The sequence below is a fragment of the Fibrobacter sp. genome, from assembly GCF_017551775.1.
GTDB lineage: Bacteria > Fibrobacterota > Fibrobacteria > Fibrobacterales > Fibrobacteraceae > Fibrobacter.
Genome location: NZ_JAFZKX010000040.1, coordinates 1 through 23061, shown reverse-complemented (window position 1 = coordinate 23061; position 23061 = coordinate 1). Strand labels below are relative to the sequence as shown.

At 51.5% G+C, this 23061-nt stretch carries 18 protein-coding genes; 11 read left to right on the top strand and 7 right to left on the bottom strand.

Annotation, left to right across the window (positions count from 1 at the left end; all coding sequences use genetic code 11):
* Positions 1–3 precede the first annotated feature (3 nt).
* The 3 genes from IK012_RS04975 to IK012_RS04965 are packed head-to-tail and all read right to left on the bottom strand — an operon-like array spanning position 4 to position 1534.
* The gene (locus IK012_RS04975; protein ID WP_290951362.1) at positions 4–624 is read right to left on the bottom strand and encodes a Spy/CpxP family protein refolding chaperone; all 621 of its coding nucleotides are present in this window, start codon (positions 622–624) and stop codon (positions 4–6) included.
* A 3-nt stretch (positions 625–627) separates the two neighbouring features.
* Entirely contained in the window at positions 628–978 is a 351-nt protein-coding gene (locus IK012_RS04970) for a hypothetical protein (RefSeq protein ID WP_290951360.1), read from the bottom strand.
* Positions 971–1534, bottom strand: coding sequence for a sigma-70 family RNA polymerase sigma factor (locus IK012_RS04965; RefSeq protein WP_290951357.1), 564 nt, complete (start codon positions 1532–1534; stop codon positions 971–973). Before IK012_RS04965 ends, IK012_RS04970 begins: the two co-directional genes overlap by 8 nt.
* 217 nt (positions 1535–1751) lie before the next feature.
* On the opposite strand from IK012_RS04965, the gene IK012_RS04960 reads away from it, so the two are divergent.
* From IK012_RS04960 to IK012_RS04940, 5 genes are all read left to right on the top strand, one after another.
* Positions 1752–2615 (top strand): DUF4423 domain-containing protein, encoded by an 864-nt coding sequence (locus IK012_RS04960; RefSeq protein WP_290951354.1) that lies wholly within the window; start codon positions 1752–1754, stop codon positions 2613–2615.
* Positions 2612–3853, top strand: coding sequence for a hypothetical protein (locus IK012_RS04955; RefSeq protein WP_290951352.1), 1242 nt, complete (start codon positions 2612–2614; stop codon positions 3851–3853). Before IK012_RS04960 ends, IK012_RS04955 begins: the two co-directional genes overlap by 4 nt.
* Positions 3854–4015: 162 nt before the next feature.
* Entirely contained in the window at positions 4016–6163 is a 2148-nt protein-coding gene (locus tag IK012_RS04950) for a family 43 glycosylhydrolase (RefSeq protein WP_290951349.1), read from the top strand.
* 207 nt (positions 6164–6370) lie between these two features.
* The gene (locus IK012_RS04945) at positions 6371–8605 is read left to right on the top strand and encodes a carbohydrate-binding protein (protein ID WP_290951346.1); all 2235 of its coding nucleotides are present in this window, start codon (positions 6371–6373) and stop codon (positions 8603–8605) included.
* Between the two features lie 457 nt (positions 8606–9062).
* Positions 9063–11261, top strand: a complete 2199-nt coding sequence (locus IK012_RS04940; RefSeq protein ID WP_290951343.1) for a carbohydrate-binding protein — start codon at positions 9063–9065, stop codon at positions 11259–11261.
* Between the two features lie 78 nt (positions 11262–11339).
* Here the strand turns inward: IK012_RS04940 and IK012_RS04935 are convergent, their stop codons facing one another.
* Both IK012_RS04935 and IK012_RS04930 read right to left on the bottom strand, forming a co-directional pair.
* Entirely contained in the window at positions 11340–11948 is a 609-nt protein-coding gene (locus tag IK012_RS04935; protein ID WP_290951340.1) for a hypothetical protein, read from the bottom strand.
* Between the two features lie 2 nt (positions 11949–11950).
* Entirely contained in the window at positions 11951–15601 is a 3651-nt protein-coding gene (locus IK012_RS04930) for a hypothetical protein (protein ID WP_290951337.1), read from the bottom strand.
* A 327-nt stretch (positions 15602–15928) separates the two neighbouring features.
* Here IK012_RS04930 and IK012_RS04925 point away from each other — a divergent pair, with 327 nt between their 5' ends.
* A complete protein-coding gene (locus IK012_RS04925) occupies positions 15929–18025 on the top strand; it encodes a carbohydrate-binding protein (protein WP_290951334.1) in 2097 nt (698 codons plus the stop codon).
* 82 nt (positions 18026–18107) lie between these two features.
* Here the strand turns inward: IK012_RS04925 and IK012_RS04920 are convergent, their stop codons facing one another.
* The gene (locus IK012_RS04920; RefSeq protein WP_290951331.1) at positions 18108–18332 is read right to left on the bottom strand and encodes a DUF167 domain-containing protein; all 225 of its coding nucleotides are present in this window, start codon (positions 18330–18332) and stop codon (positions 18108–18110) included.
* A 1-nt stretch (position 18333) separates the two neighbouring features.
* Positions 18334–18870, bottom strand: a complete 537-nt coding sequence (locus IK012_RS04915; protein ID WP_290951328.1) for a DivIVA domain-containing protein — start codon at positions 18868–18870, stop codon at positions 18334–18336.
* 118 nt (positions 18871–18988) lie between these two features.
* Here IK012_RS04915 and IK012_RS04910 point away from each other — a divergent pair, with 118 nt between their 5' ends.
* The 5 genes from IK012_RS04910 (at position 18989) to IK012_RS04890 (ending at position 22875) form a co-directional block, all read left to right on the top strand.
* Positions 18989–20074: a GGDEF domain-containing protein gene (locus tag IK012_RS04910; protein ID WP_290951326.1), complete on the top strand. Its 1086-nt coding sequence runs from the start codon at positions 18989–18991 to the stop codon at positions 20072–20074.
* Between the two features lie 161 nt (positions 20075–20235).
* Positions 20236–20391: a 50S ribosomal protein L34 gene (gene rpmH / locus IK012_RS04905; protein ID WP_072813226.1), complete on the top strand. Its 156-nt coding sequence runs from the start codon at positions 20236–20238 to the stop codon at positions 20389–20391.
* A gap of 15 nt (positions 20392–20406) precedes the next feature.
* Positions 20407–20781: a ribonuclease P protein component gene (locus IK012_RS04900; protein WP_173379840.1), complete on the top strand. Its 375-nt coding sequence runs from the start codon at positions 20407–20409 to the stop codon at positions 20779–20781.
* Positions 20765–21010, top strand: coding sequence for a membrane protein insertion efficiency factor YidD (gene yidD, locus IK012_RS04895; RefSeq protein WP_173383558.1), 246 nt, complete (start codon positions 20765–20767; stop codon positions 21008–21010). The genes IK012_RS04900 and yidD overlap by 17 nt, the downstream gene beginning before the upstream one ends.
* A 2-nt stretch (positions 21011–21012) precedes the next feature.
* Positions 21013–22875: a YidC/Oxa1 family insertase periplasmic-domain containing protein gene (locus IK012_RS04890; protein WP_290951320.1), complete on the top strand. Its 1863-nt coding sequence runs from the start codon at positions 21013–21015 to the stop codon at positions 22873–22875.
* Positions 22876–23061: the final 186 nt, after the last annotated feature.

The window sequence follows — 23061 nt, the reverse complement described above, 5'->3', positions numbered from 1 at the left end:
GGATTACTGCTCGGCGCTGTCAGCTTTTTGCGGGCCCTTGGGGCCGTGGCGGAAATCCTTCATCTGTTCGCGCATATTTTTTATGTGGTCTCTGCGGAACTGGCTGAACTTTTCGAACTGTTCCGGCGTGAGTACTTTCGCGAGGGCGTTTACCCCGTTGATGCGGTGTTCGAGCAGAGCCTTGTCGGCATCAAGCACCAGTGCCTTCGCGGCCTCGATTTTTGCGGGATCCCTGCTGTCGAGCGCTTCGCCCAGAGCCTTTTCGGCGCCGTGCTTCTGCTTCCTCAATTCCTTGAAAATGGAATCGCCCTTGGCGCGGTTCGCGTCGAGCGCTTCCTTCTGCTCGGGTGTCACCTGCAGCATGGAATCGACGACGGCGGGGTTTATCGAGTTTTTGAAGTGCCTGCCGGGTCCCTTGCCGAAATCGCCGTGCGGGCCGCGGAATTCACCCGGATGGTGCGGCGGGCCGGGAGGCGGAGGCGGCTGCATGCCGTGACGCATGCACTGGGCCGTATCGGCCTTTTTGCAGCAGCAATTGCACTTGCCGCCGAAGTTTCCCAGGAAGAATCCCAATACCAATGCGAAGATGGCGATACTTACCGCGAATAGCGTTGTACCCTTCATTGTTTACTCCTTTGTTAAATAGCTGAATCCGACAGATTCCTCGAGCGTTTCGAATTCGTCGCTCGTCGAGTTGCCCAGGCTGGAATACCAGCTCATGACCTCGGAGGGGGCGGAACTGTTCATGGAAATGGTTTCGGTGCTGTTCGAGTTGTTGATTGCGGGGAGGAGCGCCATGATGCTTACGAGCACGAGGCTCGCCGCGATCGGGATGGCGCTGTACCAGCTCTTGATGTCGATGATTTTCCCTGCGGGTGCATTCTTGGCTTCTGCGTCCAGGCGGGCGCAGACTTTAGCCCAGGAATCGGCCCGGGGGGTGAGCCGCTCCATTTTCGAGAAGTCGATTTTGTTAGGCATGGTTGCACTCCTTGTTGATACTGGCTTTGCGTTCGTTTATATAGTTGCGAACAAAACTCCTTGCGCGGCTCAGTCTCGCCTTGACGGTGCCCTCGGGCATCTTGTAAATCTCGGCGAGATCCCTTACATCCAGGTCCTCGGCATCCTTGAGCCAGAGCATGCTTCGCGTTTCCGCGTTCAACTGCGCGAGTCCCTTTTCGAGAAGCGTCGGGTCGAAATCGCTCGTCGTTTCGCCTGTCCCGAGGGCTTCCTCGATAATCGTGTCGAGGTGTTCCTCTTCGAGCTCGCGATGGCGTTTGCCCGCTCGCAACTTCATGAGGCATGCGTTCACCGTGAGGCGGTAAAGCCACGTGGAGACTGCGCTCTGGCCTTTGAAACTTTTGATGGCGGAGGGTACTTGGACGAAAACGTCCATGAGGATGTCTTCGGCTTCGTCCCTGTCCCGGAGCATTCTGAAGGCGAGGTTCAGGACTTTGCTGCTGTGTTCACTCCACAGCATTCCAAGCGCCTCGCGGCTGCCTTCCCGAACCATCTTTAGAATCACTCTTTCGTCCATTCTTTTATTTTGATGCGTGGGGGTGGGGGGTGGTTGCATGGAAAAAATGTTTTTTGTCGTTCAATGTGTTCTTGGGGTAACATAGAAAAAATGGCGAAAAATCGGGAAAAAAGGCCCTATTTTGTGATTTCCGTCAACTTCCCTATGGATAAAAAGTCAATAGAGAATTTACAAAAAGCCTTTTTTTTCTACTTTGCAAAGGGTAATTTAATAGCTGATGGTTATTTTTTCGGACATAGCGGACTACCGCGACTTCTTGAAGGACTACTACGACCGCCGCAAGGCGGAGATGCCCTTCTATAGCTATCGCATGATGGGCGATAAGCTGGGGCTGGATTCCAGCTACCTTTACCGCGTGTTGCAGAAAAAACAGCACCTGCCCGCTCATGCGCTCCAGGCTGCCAAAGAAATCCTTGCCCTGAACGGTCGCGAGGCGGAATACTTCGACCTGCTGTTCTCTGCTGCGGTGAGCAAGGACAAGGCGAAGAAAGAAGAATTGATGGCGAAGGCGCTTTCCCTTCGCGACGTGGAACGCCACAGCCTCCAGGCGGCGGAACTCAAGCTGCTCGAGAACTGGTGGATTCCGGCCGTGCGTGCCTACCTCGATCTGAACGGTGGGGTGGTGAACGTGAAGCAGATCGCCAAGGACATTTGCCCGCCCATTTCCGAGGAGCAGGTGACCGAGGCTATCGAGATTTTGAAGGAGGTCGGGCTTGTCAAGAAGTTGGCGAGCGGACGCCTTGCGCTTACGGATGCGCACCTCACGGTGGGTGGCCCGGAGAAGGCGAAGGCGGTGAGGAACTTCCAGCGACAGGTGCTCGGGCTCGCGAGCGACGCCCTCGAGAATATCCCTGTCGACGAGCGCAATATTTCTACCCTGACTCTTTCTGTCGACCAGTCCTGTTTCGAGGATTTGGGCGAAATGTTGAGGGAATTCCGCAGATTAGTGCAAAAACGCGTGGACGAGGCTAAGAATCCCGACCGCGTTATGCAGCTTTCGATGGCGTTTTACCCGGTAGCCCGCAAGGGTGGTTCGTCGGAAAATGCTATTATGGGGGATGGTGCAGGAGTAAAAAAATGATGAATAGGGTGTGGAAAATAGGGTTGGCGGCATTGAGCGGATTCTTTGTCGCGTGTACTGGCGAGAACGGTATCGAAGGCGCCGGTTCGTCGATGGAAACGGAAAATTCCATCGCCCTTTCCGTGCAACTTGCCGACGGGACTCCGGCGGCACATGTCAAGGTTTTTGTCCGTCCGGATAGCTATCTGGCCAGCGGCGATACTCTGAGCGATTCCCTTGCTACTGCGAATATGAATTTTGAGACCAACGATTCCGGATCGCTGGTGCTTAGCAATTTGGGCTATGGTAGTTATATAGTGGAAGCCCGCAGCGATTCGCTGAAGGGTGCCTCCAAGTTCAACTACAGGTCGTGGCATACCGACGGCGGTCGCGTGTCCCTGCATGTCGGACCTCCGGGTGCGGTTGCGGGCCAGGTGGTGTTCGAAGAGGGTACCAGCGAGCCGGTCACAGTCGCCGTCCAGGGCCTTGATTACAGTACCGAAACCGATTCCGATGGCAATTTCGAATTCGAGTCCCTGCCTGCGGGCAACTTCGAGATGGTCGCCTTCGTTCAGGATGATTCTACCGTCATTAACGAGAAGGGCAAGAGGCAGCGGGTTAACTTTATCCGCAAGCTCGGTTCCGTGCTCGCCGAAGTCAGGTCGGGCCAGTTCCGTGAAGTCCAGATCGACGCGAGACCGCCTATACTTTCGTTTGTACTCGACGATTTCGAGGCGGGCGTAGACAATTGGAAAATCGACCACAGCGAGTATGCCTCGGGCAAAGTCGAAGTGGCCGAGGCAGGCCTTGGCCGGGAAGGCAAGGTCGCGCACTTTACATGCACGAACGACTCTCTGTACCAGTGGGTGCTGATGGGTTATGAACTGGGTGGCTTCGTCGACATGAGTGGACTCGATTCCATCGTGTTCTGGGCTCGCGCCGATGCCATTACGGACACGACCAAGCACAAGTACATTTCGTTCTCGTTCGACATGAACCTCGACAGCACTTCCGAAGAAGAAAGCGGAAAGGCCTGGACGCATATCGATATCGATACCGTCTGGAACCGCTACGTGGTTGTGCCCAGCAAGCTCCAGGAACCCGACAGCAACAAGACTGGCGGCAATCTCGGCTGGGATGTCGTGAAGAGGCGCATTACCGATATCTCCATATTCGGAGGCACGGGTGGCGAGTTCTGGATTGACGACATCGAGGTGTTCGGCTATAGCGAGTTTGTCGCAAAGAAGCAGGGAAAGTAGTCAAACTCGGTTTCTAAAACCTTACAAAAGTTTATACAATTTGTAAATGAGAAGTGTCGCGGCCCGCGGCACTTTTCTTTTTTTTCAAGATATCTTTATAGGCGTATGGGACATGAGCCTTTGGTGGTGGTGGGGCTCGTGGCTCTTGATTAAGGAGCTGTTATGAAAACATGGAATAGCGTGGGCGCGCTGTGCCTTATGGCAGGGTTTGCCTCTTTCGGCTTTGCCGACAACCCGATTTCCTCTTATCACTACCTCGCGGACCCGGCAGCCTTCGGCACGGAAGACGAGTTCTTTATCCTTACAGATACGGACGATGAAAGCCCGAATACGGGCGAAAACGACTATACTATCCGTTCTCTCTACATTCTCAGTTCCAAGGACATGAAGAACTGGACGGATCACGGCATGGTGCTCAGTCATGACCGAGAAGTTTCTTATATCAAGAACATCTGGGCTCCGGGCATTGCCGTTGTTGATGGCGTGTTCTACCTGATTTACCCGAACGGTGCGAGCGGCGTGGGCATTGTATCTTCCAAGAACGTTGCTGGCCCTTATCACGACCCGGTGGGCAAGCTCCTCGTGGGTAATGGCGGTGTTACGGGTTGCGACGGCATCTCGTGGTGCTTCGACCCGGCCATCTTCATCGATGAAGACGGCAAGTCCTACATGACTTTCGGTGGCGGTAGCGGCGGCAGCCGTGGCTACGGCAACAACTTCGACCTGTTCGAGTTCAGCAAACTCTCTTACGATAAGGTTGAACTGAATGTGAGTTCCAAGACGGCTCTCCAGGGCGCGAACAGGTCTTTCGAGGCGTCTTACCTTCACAAGCGCAATGGCATTTATTACCTGAGTTACAACGACCAGAGCCAGAATATCAGCTATGCGACTTCTAAGAATATCAAGGGCCCTTATACTTATGTAGGAACGGTGATTGAAAACCCCTCGAAGATTAACGGCAAGGGCGGCAACAACCACCACGGTATCGCGAAGTTTAAGGACAAGTGGTACGCTGTTTATCATGACCGCCGTCTTGTGATGGCTTCTGAAAAGCCGAAACTCACCAATGGTCAGTTGCCTACAACGACGGGTAACCACAGAAGCGTTTCTATCGATGAACTCACCTGGAACGGCGACAAGATGAACGTGGTGAAGTTCACCGAGTCGGGCCCCGCGCAGGTCGGGAAGTTCGATCCGTACCAGACTTACAAGGCGCTCACGAGTTCGAAGCAGCGCAATGTGCGCAGCCGTACCGATTACACTAGGGGCCAGGCCGTCGTGCATGTGCTTACTCCGCTTTCTACCAAGGAATCCTGGATTCGCGTTAGCGGCGTGGACTTCGGCAATGGCGCGCAGAACCTTCGCATCAAGGCGGCGAGCGTGGCCGACGGCAACACCGTTGAAATCCACAAGGGAAGCGTGTCGGGCTCGCTCGCCGGAACTTGCAAACTGGAAAAGACCAGCGGCTGGAACAGCTATGCGGATAATGACTGCGAGATGAGCGGGCTTACCGGCGAAGTGGACGAATTGTTCTTCGTGTTCAAGGGTTCGCAGGATTCCACCATGGGCATTCTGGAATGGGAATTCCAGGGGACCAAGCGTGAACCCGAGCCGCAGACTCCGTTCGGTGACAAGGCCGTGGCAATTCCGGGCAAGGTCGAAGCCGAGAACTTCGATGTGCCGGGCTATGGCGCGGGCAACGATTCTTACAGCGACAACGATACCGATAACCAGGGCGATGCCGAATTCCGTACCGAATATGGCGTGGATATCGTGCTTGGCGGTACCGGCAAGGCGATTGGTTACACGAACGCGGGCGAATGGCTCGAATATACCGTAGATGTCGCTGCCGACGGCGAATATCCGATTACGGCTTATGCATCCTCGGGCGCCGAGAATTCCGGCTTCTGCTTCTCCGTGGACGGAAAGACGGTGGGCGATACGGTCAATGTGACCAAGACGGGTGAAGACTGGAGCGTTTACGAGGAATTCAGCGCGGGCAAGGTGACGCTCACCAAGGGCACGCATACGATTCGCCTGACTGTTACCGGCAACAACGTGAACGTGGACTGGTTCTCGTTCGGCGCGGTGAAGGACAGCGTGCCGGATGCGATTCAGCAGCTCAGGTTCCGTGCTGGCGGTTCCGAGGCTTACCGCGTGTTCAGCCTCTCGGGCGAGATGCTCGGGGTTGTGGACCTTGCGGTCGACAAGGCCTCCCAGGCCCTGAAGGCTGCTGGCTACAGGCAGGGCGCCTACATGCTCAGGCAGGTGAACGGAAACAAGAAGTTTATGGCCACGGTGAATAGATAAGGCCAGAAAGAGTCCCTAAACACCACACATCCAGACCGGCGCCTTTTTCGGCGTCATAAAGGTACCCCGGGGTAACTCGGAGTACTTTTTTGTTTTGGACAATACGTCCATGCTAATTGCTTGGGCTGGAGTGAATTATGGGCTTTGGGGCGTTAAATTATACAATGGTGAAGACTGTAATGGTGCAGTCGAAAAGGGATGTTAAAAATGAAAAAGATTTCCATTGGAAAGCTTGGCTTGGCTGTTGTGGGCGGCCTTGCCAGCATGGCTCTCGCCGATAACCCGATTTCTACATACCACTATCTGGCGGACCCGGGTGCGGCTGCTGACGATGATTACTTCTACATCATCACGGACTCCGATGACCCGGCGCCGGCAAATGCTGACGGCTACAAGATTTACGCCCTCTATGCGTTCCGCAGTAAGGATATGCAGAACTGGACCGACTACGGCATCATTTACGATGCCCGCAAGGTGAGCGGCATTAACGACATTTGGGCCTCCGGCATCGCTGTCCATGACGGCACCTTCTATATCGTGTTCCCCGATGGCGGTGGTGGCGGTATCGGCTACATCAAGGCTCCGGATATTGACGGCCCGTGGGAAAATGCCGTAGGCAACGGCAAGAACAAGCTCGTTGGCGGTAGCGGCATTATCGGCTGCGATGGCGTGTCTTGGTGCTTTGACCCGGGCATCTTTATCGATGACGACGGTACCACTTACGTTACGTGGGGTGGTGGTGAAAGCAATAGCCGCCCGAACACCGACAACTTCGATATCGTCAAGTTGAACGATGCCAAGAACGCTCCGGTGGGCAATGGCTCTCACGTGAAGGTGAACAACTTGCCGACCCGCAAGATGCTCGAAGCTTCTTACATCCATAAGCACAATGGCACTTACTATTTCTCGTACAGTACCGGTTGGCAGCAGGGCGCTCCCACGATTGACTACGGTACTTCTAATAATGTAATGGGTCCGTACACCTGGAAGGGTACCATCCTTGGTGATCCGAGCATGAACGGCCGAAGCATCAACGGCAACAACAACCACCATGGTATTGCCGAATTCAAGGGCCATTCTTACGTGGTGTATCATGACCGCCGTATCGCGAAGGGCCACAACGGATTGGAAGTTATCCCGGCCGATGACGGTCGCGCCAACCCGAACGAAGGTTACCACCGCAGCGTTTCTGTGGACGAAATGTTCTACAATGCCGACGGTACCATCAAGCAGGTGGTTTGCACCAACGAAGGCCCGGAACAGATTGAAAACTTTGACCCCTACGATTGGTATCCGGCTCTCACGAGTTCCAAGCAGAAGGGCATCCGCAGCCGCTCCAACTTTGTGCAGGGCAAGAAGGCTGAACACGTTTTGCTCCCGCTTTCTTCCAAGGAATCTTGGCTCCGCGTGAGCGGTGTTGATTTCGGTACTGCCGCTACGGGCTTCACTGTCGAAGCCGCAAGCGCTGCCGATGGCAACAAGATTGAAATCCGCACCGGTTCTGCAACGGGTACCCTCGCTGGTACTTGCACCCTCAAGAACACTGGCAATAAGACTGTCTATGCTGAAAACAAGTGCGAGGTAGAAGGCCTCAAGGGTATTGTGAAGCAGTTGTTCCTCGTGTTCAAGGGCAATCAGGATTCTACGATGGCCATCAAGGCCTGGGGCTTCGAAGGCAGCGGCACGACTCCTCCTGAACCGCAGAAGCCGTTTGGCGGCAAGGCTTGGGCAATTCCGGGCAAGATCGAAATGGAAAACTTCGATGAACCGGGTACTGGCCGTGGCGCTGGCTTGGCCTCTTACAGCGACAACGACAGCGAAGACCATGGCGCCGAAAGCAATGGTGGCAAGAGCTACCGCGAAGATACGGGCGTTGACATTTACAAGAAGGCTACCGGCTACGTGGTGGGCTACAACCAGACTGGCGAATGGCTTGAATACACGGTGAATGTGGAAAAGGATGGTGACTACACGATGTTTGCCGCTGTCGCTTCTGCCGCCAATACATCCAGCTTCAAGCTTTCCATAGATGACAATGACATCACCGATGAAATCGCCATCCCGGCAAACGAAGGCGAAGACAACTGGGATGATTACAACAAGGTCAAGACGAATGTAAGTCTTACCGCCGGTGAACACATCTTGCGCTTTACTGTTACGGGCGACTGGCTGGACATTGACTACATCACGTTTGTCGAAGGCAAGGACGCTACCGATCCCGAACCGATTGGCACGATTTCTCTCCGCGAAACGGTCCACTTGAATGCGATGAGTTCCAATGCGTTCCGCGTGTTCGACCTGAAGGGCACCCTGGTGGGTACCGTGGACCTGGAAGGCAGCAAGGTGCAGGATGCGCTCCGCACTGCCGGCTTCCCGCAGGGCGTTTACATGCTCCGTTCCGTCCGCGGCAACAAGAAATTCATGGCCAGAGTCGCCGAATAATCCCAAAACTGCGTTTTTTAACAAAAAACGGCAAATTAGACTTTAAAAGGCATCCCGGACCCGCTCCGGGATGTTTTTTTTGTGCAATAAACGGTCTTTTTCTTGCATTTAAGAGAAAAAGACCGGAAATAAGCGAATTTTTGCCCGAAAAGCGTCGGCCACAACCTGTTAAGGCGAGTGCCGCGGTCATACTTGTATGACCATGGTTGAGCCGTAAGGTTGGCGCTTGCGCCAGGATGGGGAGGGTGCAGGGAGGGGCCCGTGCGGCCTTCGCAACTCCGAGCTGGGGCCCCTCCCGCATCTTTTTTACTCAAAAAATTCAAAAAAACGTTTTTGTTGTCGTTATGGATAAAAAGTCAATGGAATGTGTTTTTTGGGGGGTAAAGAAGGCGTTTTTTAGGGGTAGATTATAGTTAGCAGACATTTCAACAATGTGCTTTTAAAAATGGATGTGTATATGAAAAGTTATTGTATGGGAAAGTTCGGCCTGGTTGCCGTGGGACTTCTCGCCACGGCAACCTTGGCCGATAATCCGATTTCCAGCTACCACTATCTTGCGGACCCGGGTGCGGCGTCCGACGATACGTATTTCTACGTCATTACCGACTCTGACGACCCGGCTCCGGCAAACGCCAGCGGTTACGAAATTAAGGCCCTCTACGGCTTCCGTACCAAGGACATGAAAAACTGGACCGATTTCGGCATCATTTACGATGCCCGCAAGGTCAGCGGTATCGATGCCATCTGGGCGTCCGGCATTGCCGTGAATCCTAAGGACGGCAGGCTCTATATCGTGTTCCCCGATGGCGGTGGTGGCGGTATCGGCCTTATTGGCGCCGACAGCATTGCTGGTCCCTGGACGAACCCTCTTGGAGGGGAAAAGAAACTCATCAACAACTGGGGCGGCGGCATTGCGGACTGCGATGGCATCGGCTGGTGCTTCGACCCGGCAATCTTCTTCGATACCGACGGCACGGGCTATTTCACCTTTGGTGGTGGCGAAAGCAATTCTCGCCCGGCAGCAAACAACAATAACGATATTTTCAACATTTACAAGTTGAATGCGGACATGAAGGGCTTCGATGTAAGCACCAAGACCCACCTGAAAATCGGTGGTCCGAAGGCCATGGAAGCGTCCTACATTCACAAGTACAAAGACAACTACTACCTCTCTTACAGTACTGCCGATTTGCGCATTGCCTATGGTATGTCGAAGAACCCGATGGGTCCCTATGAATACAAGGGCATCTTCATGGGCAACCCGAGCATTGGCGGCCAGAATATCAACGCGAACAACAACAACCACCATGGCATTGCCGAATTCAAGGGCCACTGGTACGTTGCTTACCATGATCGCCGTATTGCCAACGGTTACGACGGCCTCGAAAAGATCCCGGCCGAAGACGGCAAGGCGAACCCGACTCCTGCCTACCACCGTAGCGTGAGCGTGGACGAATTTTACTACAACAACGACGGCACCATGAAGGAACTGACCTTCACGAAGGAAGGCCCGAAGCAGATCGAGAACTTCGATCCGTATGACTGGTATCCGGCACTCACGAGCTCCAAGCAGAAGGGCATCCGTAGCCGTTCTAACTGGAGCCCGGGCAAGGTTGCCGAACACCTGTTGCTCCCGCTTTCTTCCAAGGAATCCTGGATCCGCGTGAGCGGTGTTGACTTTGGTACCGCGGCCACGGGCTTTGTGGTGCAGGCGGCAAGCGCTGCCGACGGCAACAAGGTTGAAATCCACACGGGTTCTGCTAGCGGTACTTTGGCTGGCACTTGCACTCTCAAGAATACCGGCAACAAGTCTACCTTTGCCGAAAACAAGTGCGATGTCGAAGGCCTGAAGGGCATTGTAGACCAGATATTCCTGGTGTTCAAGGGCGATAAGGATTCCACGATGGCTATCAAGGCCTGGGGCTTCGAAGGGAGCGGCACTACGCCTCCCGAACCGCAGAAGCCGTACGATGGCGAAGCTATCAAGCTTCCGGCCAAGATTGAAGCTGAAAAGTACGATATTCCTGGCACTGGCCGCGGCGGCGATGTGGATTCCTACAGCGATTCCGAAGGCGAAAACCAGGGCGATGCCGATTTCCGTGCGGACCAGGGTGTAGACATCGTGCTGGGCGGTACGGGTATGGCAATCGGTTACACGGCTTCGGGCGAATGGCTCGAATACACCGTCGATGTCCCGGCTGACGGTTCTTATGACATCAAGGTTTCTGCCTCTACCGGCATGGAAAATGGCGCAAGCTTCTGCTTCTTGCTCGATGGAGAGACCCTTATCGGCGATACCATCAAGGTTCCGCAGACTGGCGAAGACTGGAGCGTCTATAAGGAATTCGATGGCGGCAAGGCCACGCTTACCAAGGGAACGCACGTTATCCGTCTGCTTGTCACGGGTGACAACGTGAACGTCGACTGGTTCTCTTTGGGTGATATTTCGACTTTTGCCCTCCACGCCACCCAATTCAACGTGACTTCGGCAAAGACTTACAATGTGTATAACCTTGCCGGAAAGCGCCTCGGAAGCGTCGAACTCGATGCCGGTACTGCCGCTGAGACCCTGAAGGCGGCGGGCTTCAAGCAGGGCGTGTACATGCTCCGCTCCGTGGTCGGCAACAAGAAATTCATGGTGTCTACTGCAAAGTAGCCCAGAAACAGAATCCCTAAACCACACATCCAGAAAAAACACCCTCGGGCTTTGCTCGGGGGTGTTTTTTTGCGGTTTTTATTTGTCGAAGCAGAATTCTTTTTCGACTATAGGCAACGCTGCTACGCAGTAACCATCATTGCAGCCCAAGCGTGTTGACGAAGATGGTGCTTGGTATTCGCTAAAATATGGCCTTATGGGATTTTGTTCATACCCAAACCATTTTGTAGTATCAGATTCGGGAAGGATGTTTATATACAGCCCACCCGAAATAACTTGAGAAATATTTATTGTTGATTTTTCTGTCGCAGTAAAGATTTCTAGACTTAATGCACTAGAATCAACATCTATTTCATCCGAAGAATTGCCGATGAAACAGTGGAAATTTTTCCATATAGTTTTTTTGTCCGATATTTCACATTTTTTTGATGGATCGTCAATTTCTATTGCGCTCAAATACCCGTTTACGGACGAATCTCCGCAAATAAGTAAATTGTAGAAATTACCGACATTCCCGTGGCAAATATTTCTATTGTTCAGTAAAAAATGAATGCTGTCAACATTATCTGCCGTTAAAACGTTTAAGCTGATAAAGTGATTGGAATCAGTACATTCTAATTCTTCTGTTTGACATCCGAGGAGACTGCTGATAACCATAAAGAAGAGTATGCTAGATATCTTTTGCATGTTTATATCCTCCAAAAATTAATAGTGTATTTTTGATTCAAAAGATTTTTTTTTGCTATAATAGTATTTGGTGTTGATTCCACAAATGGAACCCAAGTAACCATAGTGTTTTGGTGAATCACGATACTTTTGGCGAATATGGCCCCATAAAAGTGTTTGCCTGATTGACCAACAACAACTTCAGCATTGGGCGCAATGATTGTTCCTGCAAAATCCGTTTGTACGAACACCTTGTTGGTTCCATAATAGTAAAGCATAATATGCTGTGCGGCAGAAACCATATTGTCGGTCACAATTTTTCCATTCCATTGGAAGTCGTTTCCTATATGAAATACCACGTTCTCGGTTGGTGCGTACAATCTTGCTCCATCTTGGAATTTTAGGGACCCAGCAAGTAGATTGCCGGTTAAATCAAATATTAAATTTGAGCCTGAGTTAAAGTTGAAATCAGTATTGTTTGCGCCGATTCCAAAAATGTAGGAGGATGTAATTTCATTCGAATTAACAGAATGTTGGCGATATATTGTAAAATCGATGTTGTGAGTTGCATTGTCAAGAACTGATGCGTAAAGATTTGTATAGGCTGAGGATAATATGGAATTTTCAACCACTCTCCCTGTAATGATGGATGTGGAACTTTGCTTGACTACAGAACCGCCTGTTTCTATGTTTCCATATACGTTAGCTCTGTCGCGCAATAAAATTGATTTTGCAGAGTAGATATTGCCTACGAAAGCGCTTACGCCAAGACTCACTCCGTAGACATTGTTGAATGCTGTTCCGTATGATGCGACGGGACAATGGGAGCCATTCAAAGAAACGCAGGTTGCCCTGTCGTTTAGTTGTATTTTTTCCTTTGCGAGTAGAGCGACTGTATTATCTCTGCATTTTGGAATAACTCCATCTGGATGTTTTGATGCATCAAATCGTTCGCAATTGTGAATTTCTAAGTTCCCTATAAACCCTTTTTCATCAATGTCGCAATAGCCATCTCCGTCGGAATCTGGATCTATAGCAGCATGTAGACCATCCTGATCAAAATCAGATTGTGTTCTGTATTGTAGTTGTGGCTCATTGTGGATTTTGATTTTTTTGTTGCCATCTTCGTCAAAGGAAACTTCAATGTGAGGCATGAATTTCCCACTATATGTTTCGCACAACTTGTATTCATAAATTTCGTCATAATCATTTATTCCATCACCATCGGAATCAGGATTAAAAGCATTTGTTCTGAATCGTTTATTCTCGTCAATATCGACTATGCCGTCACCATCAGAATCATTGAATATGCTTTCGTCTGTGAGACGTCCGTTTGCATAAAAAGGAGGAATGTAATAAGTAATAAACATGTCTCCGCTTAAGGGAGATTCTTCTTCGCCTAATTCTCTTAAATAGTCAATAAATTGTCCTATTCCATTAGCGATAAATTGTGCGACAAGATCCACTCCAAGAAAAGAAATGTTGCAATAATATCGCCATTCTTCTTCGCCCATATTATGAGTATTTAACAAATGGATGTAGACTTTGCCATCAGTGTCTATTCTGTACCCATTAAGAACCATAGCGTGAAAGCCACCCGCTCCGTCATTTAGTTGAGAGACTCCAAGAACATTGCCGGATTCTATTGTGCTGATAATGGTATTGAGTCTTGGTGTCCCGACTAGCCAGCCGTCAATGGATGTGTTCACAACTGTATGTGAAATGGGAAAAATAGATGTCCAACCATTATCTGTAGGTAAAACACCCATCGAATGGTATGCGTTTACAAAAAAAGTATATAAAGTTTGATCCAATAATGTCTGCTTAAGAGCATAACTGACGGATTGCATTGATTCTATAGGATTGCTTCCTGTGGTGTTGCTAAATCCGCCTCTTACATTATAAAGAATCTCGTCAGATGCAATATTTCCTCCCTTGTAGTGGTTTATCATTTGGGCCATTGTGAGCCAGCAGCGGTTACGAACGGCATCATTTATATTTCCATTGACAGTATATTTTAGAAAGATTTTATCCCAGTTTGTTTCATTAAAACCGACACTCCAGTTTTCGGCAAGCATTCTAGTATCTTTCATTGCACAAAAAGCACTCGATCCAAAGCATGCATTTGTTGGGAGAGCTTCATGTATATATTCTTCTTTATACGTTTCTTGGAGCCATTTCATGTTTTTCGTTATAATGTTGACTTTCTCATGCATTGTTTGGGTTGGAACGAAAGTCAGGATTATTCCGATGGGATTAAGATGAGCAATGGAAGTCCCAATATTGTCGATTAGACTTCCGTCATTGATAAGAGTATATGTAATGGGGGTAAACGTTTGAACAACGTTTGATACGGTCTTTTTTGCCCAATTTTCAAATCTTTTCCAAAGCCCACGACGAGGCTCATGAGAAATAACATCTCCATTGACATAGTAGTATTCTTTACGTTCGTCCTCTTCGCTCATATCAACTTCAACAAGAGGCTCCACATACCAAATGTATTTTCCAGCGGAAGGAACCTCAATTTTGATTGAAGTGTTTTCTGTGGGTTTTGAAACAATTGTGTCTCCGTATACAACGGAATCGTTTGCGGTTGAAACCTGTATAACAATAAGATGATATAGATCGCAGCCTTCGATTGGGCTCCATTCAAGAAAGAGCGAATCAATATCTTGTTGGTTGTATCGCATTAGCATTTGGGTTCGGATTGTGGGCATTGGGTTTTCGCCAGGTATTTCCCATGATCGGTAGAATTTCCAATTTGCAGCTTGTTTAGCATCAAGGAATTTTCCTAAAGAATCCTTCTGTAAGGCTATGCGTTGTCCCTCAATTAAGCCTTGATTGAAACCCATGTCAAAATCGGCTTTTACAAAGGTTTCGGCTGATTCCCAAAGTTTTTTTGATACAGCAGCTGCTGCATTTGTTGGTTTCCAACCATATGCAAAATAAGCCAAAATATTGCCGTTACATTCTGCTGTTAATTCTCCGCGATGTTCGATAGAGTCTTGGGTGGGCATGTATCCATGCCAAATTTTTTGTCCTATTGAATCGAACTCAGTAGCATTAAGATTTGCGGTTACTAAATATCCGTTTTTGTTTTTGATGGTTATCAAAGGTGAATCGGAACTAGATTGTTGTAGAACCAGCAGCGAAACGGAATCCTTTTGTATTTCGATAAACTGGATGGAGGGGCAACCGGCGTGTTTTTCAACATCGGACATTAGTAATTGACCTCCAGACATTATTTCCACATTGTTCGCAATGGTGAATGTGTTGGATTTTGGCTGGGATGGGTCATCGCTTTTTGTCCATATGGACCAATTATGGTTATGAAGGCCTACTGAAAAACCAGAAATACCACCTAAAGTATCTCCAGGATAAAGAATGGTTGTTGGAAAGTAGATGACAAGGGTCGCATTGACGGAATCATCAAAAGACCAGTTGGCCATGCCTCCGGGAAGGTAATACAAATCTGGTTCGTCTATGTTTGAAGTGTTTTGGACGACATGATAACGTAGTTCAACACCATTCAAAGTATCGCTGGAATTGTTTTCTATTCTGAATCTTAGGACCGTTTGATCTACTTGTGAATACTGCTCGTCTAATGTATAGACGACGATTGCGTTTGCTAAGTTAGCCAAAGAAAGTAAAATTATAGATACTATTTTTTGCATGTTTTCTCATTGTGGTTTTGAGTATGGCCCAAATTACGTATTGTAATTGAATTTTATGTGCCAAAACTAGCCCATACATTTTTTTTTGACAAAATCTAATTTGTTTTAATCGTGAAATGCTGCGGCTTTATCTTTTTTTTACAAAAGGATGGCTCGCTTCTGATGAAACAATGTCTGATTCCTTTTTTTTGCGGTTTTTAGCTTGTTTTCGTTACCAAAACGTAAAGGGAAAATCTGCCGAAGACGGGTAAAAACGGGTTTTGGGCGGGTATTTTTAGAGCATGGGACCGCAATCCTGCGGACTTCTGTTTGGAAATAGGGTTTGATATGAGTTGTTTCAAGAATGTCTCTCTCTCGATTGGCTGTGGCGCTTTTGCCGCCATGGCTTTCGCATCGACGGTCAATGTCGACGTGAGCGAAGAGCACCAGGTTATCCGCGGTTTCGGTGGCATGGTGCATAACGAATGGCAGGGCGGTGGTGGCCTTTCCGAAGCCGATGCCAAGATTGCGTTTGGAACGGGCGAGGGCACGATCGGTCTCAACACGCTCCGCATTCCGGTATACGCAAATTCCGGCAGTTTCAACAAGGAAGTGAATGCCGCAAAGTACGCCAAGAAGTATGCCGGCGATGACTTTATTTTGTACGCGACTCCGTGGACTTCCCCGTATGCGGGGGCGAACCAGCACATAAGTTCGTCGAACTACCAGAAGTACGTGGATCACCTGAACAGCTTTACGGCGTACATGAAGGAACAGGGTGTTCCCCTGTATGCCATCTCCATCAGCAATGAGCCTGACTGGTGCGGTGAATGGGCCTGCTGGAGCGCCGACGAAATTTACAACTTCACCAAGGGTTATGCCGATCAGATGCGCAAGAACGGCACCAAGGTGATTTCGACGGAATCCTTCCGATACGACAAGAACCTCTACAACAAGGTGCTGAACGACGCCAGTGCCCTCAAGAACTGGGATATTCTCGGTGCGCACTTCTACGCGAGTGACAGAAATACCCAGGACAACTTCTTTGAATACAAGCTGGCCGACCAGAAGGGCATTGAACGCTGGATGACGGAACACTATACCGAAAGCCAGGGAAGCGGTAATGATTGGCGTACGATTCGCAATACGGGTGACCAGGCGAACCAGAACAAGCGCGATACCGTGAATGCCATGGATGTGGGTTACGAAATCCACCGAGCCATGGTCGTGGGCAACTTCAACCAGTACACTTGGTGGTACATCCGCCGTTGCTACGGCCTGATTATGGAAAAGGACTTTGGCAACAAGCTCCAGGTGCCGCAGAACGAAATCGGCAAGATTTCCAAGCGCGGTTACGTGATGAGCCAGTTCGCCCGCTTTGTCCGTCCGGGGGCAATCCGCGTGGGTGCGACTGCCAAGCCCGAAGCCAACCTGTTCGCTTCTGCCTACAAGAGTTCTGAAGGCGACTCCGTGATAGTGGTGCTCGTGAACCGCGATTACAAGAATTCCAAGACCGTGACCGTAAAGGTGCAGGGCGCCGATGTCCAGACCTTCCGTATGTACACCACCAGCGAGGCGAAAAACGCTAAGGACGAAGGCGAAATCGAAGTCAAGAATGGCGAAGTGACGATTACGATGGATGCGGGCAACACGAACAACAAGGATTGCATCGTGACGCTCGTGGGCGTGGGAACGCCCGCCGACCCTGTGCCGCGTGAGCCGTTCGGCGGCAAGGCCGTTGAACTCCCGGGCAAGATCGAGGCCGAAAACTTCGACGTTCCGGGTACGGGCAAGGAAAACAAGACTTACAACGATGCCGATTCGGAAAACCACGCCTGTACGGACGAAGGCAAGACTGCTGAATGCAACGATTACCGTGAAGGTACGGGCGTCGACGTCTACAAGAAGGCGACGGGTTATGTCGTGGGCCACAACCAGGAAGGCGAATGGCTCGAATATACCGTGAACGTGAAGGAGGCGGGTGACTATTCGATGGTTGCCTCCGTGGCGACGGACAATTCGACTGCGAGTTTCACGCTTTCCGTAGATGGAAATTCTGTTGCCGAAGTTCCGGTATCAGGAACGAGCTGGGATGAGTTTACGGACGTGAAGGCGATTGTTCCCCTTCCGGCTGGCGAGCATATCCTCCGCATGACGGTGACTGGCTCCTGGTTCGATGTGGACTATTTTGCATTCTCGAACGGTTCCAGCCAGTGCACGGAGGAACCTTGCAATCCGGATTTCTTGGGAGCCCGATTTGATGCGGGCCAGTCGCCTGTTGCGTACGGTATTTACGACGTGACGGGCATGTTCCTCGGGCGTATCGAGGCTGCGGGTCTCGCCGATGTCAGGGCGAAGACGGCCGGGCTTGTCCGTAACGGCGGGATGTTCATTGCGAAGCCTCTCCGCGGCGGCAAGATGTTCCGGTTCTCCGTGACCAAGTAGATCTCCTTTCCTAGATAAAATCAAAAGTCCCAGGTTTATCCTGGGGCTTTTCCGTATATGGAATGATGCGGGAGGGGCCTGATTATATCTCGGCGATTTCGACGACTTTCTTGTTGTTCGTGGAGCCGAGGACGACTTTCACGTCGCGCTTGTGCACCTTGAAGTGCTCTGCGAGCAGTTCGCAGATGGCCTCGTTCGCGGCGCCCTCTACGGGCGGCGCCTTCACTTCGACCTTGAGGCTTCCGTCGGGTTGCGGGGTCACGCTTTCGCGCTTGCTCCGCGCATGTACCTTGATGTTGACGCGCATGCTAGGCGAGGACGTTCCCGCTGGAGGAAACGCCCGGAGTCGCTGTCCTGGGCGGGTTGGCCGCTGCGGGGGCGTCGAATTCCCTCTGGTCGTTTTCCATGGCGGCGAGGAGTTCTTCTTGCCCGCGGATAAGCGAGCGGCAGCGGATGAAGTAATTGCTGCGGAGCTGCTTCAGCTGCTCAATTTCGGCGCGCAGGTCTTCGGCCTGCTTCTTGGTGGACTCCACTTCACGGACGGCCCTGGCCTTCGCCTCGGCGATGATGATTTCGGCTTCCTTCTCGGCGGTCGCCTTCACCTCGTCCACGGTACGCTGCATGGTGATGACCGCGTCCTGGATGGTCTTCTCGATTTGATGGTAGTAGTTCACGCGCTCTTCGGCAATCTTCAGGCGTTCGTTCAGGTCGGTACGGTTGCGGGAGAGCTGCTCGAAAGCCGTCGCTGCGGTTTCCAGGAAAGCCTTGACTTCTTCGGCGTCGATGCCGCCGAACGATTTCTTGTGAAATGTCTGGTTTCGGATGTCGAGCGGTGTGAGTTCCATTGTATGCCTGCCGTGATGTTATTGTCGTTTTCTCTACGGAAATATAAAATAATTTTGGCAAATTTTGTCCCTTTTGGTAAATCTCTAGTTATATTAGATATAAGAGTGTGGACATTATATGGTAGTACGCATTAAAAGGTTCTGGGACAACCTCGAGACTCTGGAGCAGAAGCTGTTCTGGATTATCCAGGGTATTGTCATCATCGTGTCCATTTTCGGGACCTTTATCACCATGGCCGAACAGGTCAACCGCTCGGCGGAAATGTTGTGCCTTGCGAACGTGGTCGTGAGTGTCGTGGTGGCGCTGTTCGTTAGTAAGACGGGCTACTACTCCGCCGGATTCTTTATCCTGATTATCTATTATTCGTGTATTTATTCGCCCGTCCAGTTCTTCTTCTGCGGCGCGACGGATAGCGCCGGGCCGTACTACCTGCTGGTCGGACCCTTCCTCAGCAGCTTTATCGACAACCGTAGGATCCGCTTCTTTTCGGCGACCTTTACGATAATCTCGGGCTTTCTGGTTTTCGCTGTCGCCTGGCTTCATCCCGACTGGATTCCGATCAAGCCGTCTTGGGACATCATTTACCTGGACTACGCGTCCAACTACGTGCTTGTCGCCTTGAGCCTGTTCCTGATTTGCTCGTTTGCGATAAACGCGTACGTGAACGAGCGCATCCAGAGGGAACGCCTCCTGAACAAGCTGGATTACCAGTCCAAGCACGATTCCCTCACCGAGCTCTACAACCGCCGTCATGTCATCCAGTACCTCGAGAACATCGTGTGGCATAGCCGCGAGAAGTTCTACATGTTCATGTTCACCATCGACGACTTCAAGAACTTGAACGATTCGTATGGCCACGTGATGGGTGACAGGATCGTGTGCGATGTGGCGCATGCCCTGTGGAAGAACGTCAACGAGGACGTGGGCGAGTGCGGTGCGCGCTATGGCGAGGATACCTTCCTTTACATCATGGCGGTCGATTCCGATGTCGACGCCTTCGTGCGCGCGGATGAATTCCGCGAGAGCGTTTCGAACCTTACCTGGAGTTTCGACTCGCGCCTGCGCATCACTATCAGCGGCGGCCTTGTTCCCTGCCGCGACGAGAACGAGTTCGACCGCGAGCGCCTGCTGAAGAAGGTGGATTCCCTCCTTGACAGTTTCAAAACGCGCTACAAGAACCAGGTCCGCGCGATGACGGACTAAACATAAACCCTGTTGATAGATTGTTGGTTAATTACGGACGTTCCTGGGGATAGGCCAGGATGCCGTTAAAAAAGGTCAATAGCGGTGGCGCAACCCCTTGATATATGCGGATTTTTTGCTATTTTTGTGGCTCAAAATTTTGCAAAGAAAAAGGTTTTATCATGAAAAGAACATTCCAGCCTCACAATCGTAAGCGCGTCAACAAGCATGGTTTCATGGCCCGCATGGAAGACCGCTGGGGTCGTGCCGTCCTGAGCCGCCGTCGTGCCAAGGGTCGCAAGCGCCTCACCATCAGCGATTCCATCTACAAGAAGTAAGTCGGGGTGGGCCATATGGCCGCTCTGCGTTCTTACCGGCTGCCAAACCAGCCTGCTTATCGGCAAGTAGCCGTCCAAGGGAAATTCGTCCGCGCACCGTCCCTGTCGATGCGATGGATTGACAGCCCGGACGGTTTTTGTCGTTTTTGTTTTTTGGCGAAAAAGAAGAACGGGAACGCGGTCTACCGTAACAAGTGCCGTAGAATCCTGCGACCGCTGTTCTTCGGGATGGTCCCCGCCATAAGCAAGCCGGTTTGGGCGATGGTCATCGTGAACGACTCGTCCAAGGAAATGACGCCGGAACGCCTCAGGGAATCTGCCCTGAAGATATTCCGCAAGATGGAATGGGCGTTGCCGGAAGGTGGTTCGGAGAATGCTCACGAAGGCTAGGGATTTGCTGGTGGAGGTGCTGATCGCGCCGATTCGACTTTACCAGCTGGTCCATCCGTTCTTTTTTCACGGGGTGTGCAGGTTTAGGCCGACCTGCTCCCAGTATGCGATAGAGGCTTTTCGGGTCCACGGACCCTTCAAAGGTTTCTATCTTGCGGCTTTTAGAATTCTGAGATGCAACCCATTCTGCAAGGGCGGCTATGATCCGGTTCCGCCCAGGAAGGAATAGAGATGAATAAGAATACCATTATTGGTTCCATACTCATGGCGGCAATCATCATCGTGTGGATGACGATGAATGCCTCGAACGAAGAGGCCAAGGCTAAGGCCCGCGCCGCCCAGGCGGAAGCACAGAAGGCTGCCGCGGCACAGGTTGCGGAAGCTGGCAAGCCTTCCGAACTGGTGCTCCCGGTGAACAAGCCCGAAGAGAAGGAACCTCCCGTGCTTGGCGCCGCCCCGCAGAATTCCGGGGCCGCCGTTGTCGCTGCCGACAGTGCCGCTGTCGTCGATTCCGCGAATGTCGCCGCTGCCGATTCCGTGGCTGCCCCGGCTCCCGCGATTGTCCCGCGCACGGTGACCGTCGAGACGGACAAGTTCATCATGACGCTCTCCAACAAGGGCGGCAAGGTCCAGAGCGTCATCGTGAAGGCGCTGAAGGACAGTGCCGGCAACTACCCCGAACTCATCCAGGATACGACGCTTGGCGCCTTGGACCTGAAGCTTGGCGGGGCTGACCTGAGCGAAGCCTTGTTTGCAGTCGATGCTCCGGAATGGATTACGGTGGATGCCGATACGAGCGTGCAATTTACCTTTGCCGACGTGAACGGCAACAAGGTCGTGCGCAGTTACGGCTTTACGAAGGAAGGCGCCGCCGTCCGTCAGGTGAACAAGTTTGTCGGGTTCAACCCCACCGCCTACGAACTTTCGTGGAATGGCGGCATGAAGGAAACGGAAGTCATCCCGAAGGGCAAGAGCCTCGGCGGTGCGAGCTACTTCTTCAGCGAAGTCATTTACAAGAACAACAACATCACCGAGCGCGAATCGTTTACCGACGCCATGACCCTCGACGAGGCCGATTACTACTGGGTGGGCATGCGCCGCAAGTATGTGGCGATGTCGGTACAGTTCGATAGCCCGGTGCCGGCCAAGGTGAAGGCCAAGCATATCAATGTCACTGCCGAAGGCAAGTCCGATCCCGGTACCTACAGCCTTACCATCGCCGACGGCGTGCGCGCCGATTCCGTGGCGTTCAACTTCATGGTTCTCCCGCTCCAGTGGGATGAAATTGAAGCGTTCGGCCAGGATTACGAAAAGATTATCGTGACGGGTTCCAAGTGGTTCCTCGGTTCCAGCGTCTGGTTCGTGTGGATTTGCAAGTGGCTCCTGAAACTGCTCAAGTTCTTCTACTCGATTATCCCGAACTACGCGGTGGCCATCCTCCTTATCACGATTATCGTGCGCGCCTTCACGACTCCCTTTACCATCAAGCAGATGAAGGCTACCCGCGGTCTCGCGGCGCTCAAGCCCCAGATGGACGAGATCAACGTGAAGTACAGGAGCGACCCGCAGAAGAAGCAGGCCGCCATGATGGAACTTTACTCGAAGAACAACGTGAACCCGTTCTCCAGCTGCACGGGCTGCCTGCCGATGCTGTTCCAGATGCCGATTTTCATGGGCCTGTTCTTTGTGCTCGGGCGCGCGATTGAACTGCGCGGCATGCCCGCATTCCTGTGGATTACCGACTTGAGCAAGATCGACGTGGTGTGGAGCGGAATTTCTATCCCGTTCATCATGCCTGCGGGCCTTGCGATTCTCCCGTGGATCATGGTCGTGACGACCTACTTCCAGACGAAGATCACCATGAGCGGCAGCGCCGGCATGGACCCGGCCCAGCAGAAGATGATGGTGTGGATGATGCCCGCCATGATGTTCGTCTTCAGCGCGGTGATGCCCTCCGGCCTCGTGCTCTACTGGATTATCAGTAACATCTGGACTATCGTCCAGTACAAGATTTTGAACAGGAACAATGTTCCGGCCAATCCTTCCGGCAAACTGAACGGCAAGAAGGTTCAGGACGCAAAAATCGTGAAGTAGGCTTTAGGGCTTTTTTACAAGACCGCCACTGCGAAGGTGGCGGTCTTTTTTGTGTATAAGAAAACTACCGGCTACGCCGGTAGTTCCGTAAAAGCCTTCTGGCGGTCATGAAAAAAATCCTTTGACTATTATTGAAATGCGGTCTGCCAACTGCATCACAACAATTTCAAAGGATTTAAAATGAAT